This window comes from Streptomyces sp. W16, assembly GCF_033194735.1.
Taxonomy (GTDB): Bacteria; Actinomycetota; Actinomycetes; order Streptomycetales; family Streptomycetaceae; genus Streptomyces.
The window spans coordinates 1-1,520 of the sequence record NZ_JAWOAI010001045.1 but is presented as its reverse complement, the minus strand read 5'-3'; the positions used below and the strand labels follow the sequence as shown (position 1 = coordinate 1,520).

The 1,520-nt window shown below is 73.2% G+C and carries 2 protein-coding genes; both read left to right on the top strand.

Annotation, left to right across the window (positions count from 1 at the left end):
• On the top strand, positions 1-608 hold a 608-nt coding region (locus R6V09_RS52915; protein WP_317888524.1), incomplete at its 5' end, for a PP2C family protein-serine/threonine phosphatase.
• A 101-nt stretch (positions 609-709) separates the two neighbouring features.
• A partial coding sequence (locus R6V09_RS52910) for a hypothetical protein (protein ID WP_317888523.1) occupies positions 710-1,520 on the top strand: 811 nt, incomplete at its 3' end.

Here is a 1,520-nt window from a genome sequence, read left to right as displayed (position 1 = left end):
GCGCCCTCGTCGGCGACGTCCAGGGCAAGGGCCTCGGCGCGGTGGAGGCGGCGGCTGCGCTGCTCGGCACGTTCCGCGAGGCCGGCTACCACGAGGCGGCCCTCGCGACGGTCGCCGCCCGGCTGGAGATACGGATGCTGCGCCACGGCCGGCCTCTCACCGCCCTGGGCCGCGAGGACGTCGACCGTTTCGCCACGGCCGTGCTGCTGAGCTTCCCCGCCGGCGACCCGGGCACGGTCGAGGTCGTCAACTTCGGTCACGAACCCCCGCTGGTGGTCGGCCCGTTCGGTGTACGGCCGCTGCCGCCCGGGCACGGACTCCCGCTGGGGCTGGGCGAGTTGGCAGGACTGGAGGGACCGCCGCCGACCCTCCGCATCACCCTCGCCCCCGGTGAGACCCTCCTCATCGTCACCGACGGAGTCACCGAGGCACGCGACGGCGCCGGCGTCTTCTACCCCCTCAAGGACCGCGTCACCGAAGGCGTCCACCTCGACCCGCGCACCGCCGACCCGCACCGCCTGGTCGCCTACGTCCGCGACGGCACCCTGCGCCACTGCGGCGGCCGTCTCGCCGACGACACCACGATCTTCGCGGTACGGCGGTCCTGATATCGCGGGTTGTGGCATCACCCTTTGCAGCAGCAGAGGTTGGGCAGAGGTTACGGTGCTGCGGTACGCAAGTGATCGACGGTTCTATGGGGGGAGGGCACATGCCCGGGACGGTGTTGCTGCTCGCGGCCTCGCCGGTCGGCAAGGGGCGTCTGGTGGACGCGGCGTCCGTGCTGCCGGTGCTCGCGGCCGTCGCCCCGTCCGTGCTGTCCGGCACGGAGACGGCCAACGTGGTCGAACTCGCCGACCCGTTGGAGCCGCAGGCCGTGCAGACCCGGCTGCGGGCCGCCGCCACGGCACCCGGACCGCTGACCGTGTTCATCACCGGGCAGCTCCAACTCGACCGGAAACAGCGCCTTCCGCACCTGGCGCTGGCGCGTACGACCCCGGCGACGGTGCGCTACACCGCGTTCCCGTGGGCCTGGGTCCGCGAGGAGTTGCGGCTGCGCGCACCGGGCACGACGACGCTGCTGCTCGACCTCCACGCCGACGCGGAGACCTGGCAGTGGCTGCGCGCCCACCCGCTCGACTCGGGCCGCGCACACGCTGTTTACGGTCGCATCGCACCGCCTCCTCCCCGGCGGGGGGTGGCTGTGCCGACGTACATGAAGGCGGTGGGGACGATTCTGCGGAGTGGGTCCCGGCCGCCGGTGGAGCAGTTGCATCAGCTGGCGTTGAGTCGGCTGGGGGCGGAGGGATACGCGGACGTGCTGCTCGCGGCGCCGGGGGTTGTCGGTGCGGGCGTCCCTGGGAGCTCCGCCCCCAGACCCCCGTCGGCCCTGAAGGGGCCTCGTCCTCAAACGCCGGACGGGCTGGAAAATGAACGGAGTTGGGAAGGCGCCCGGCGTCACCAGACCGCAGCCGACCCGCACGCCACCGACCCCCACACCGCCGTCGCCGCCGCCGTCCAAG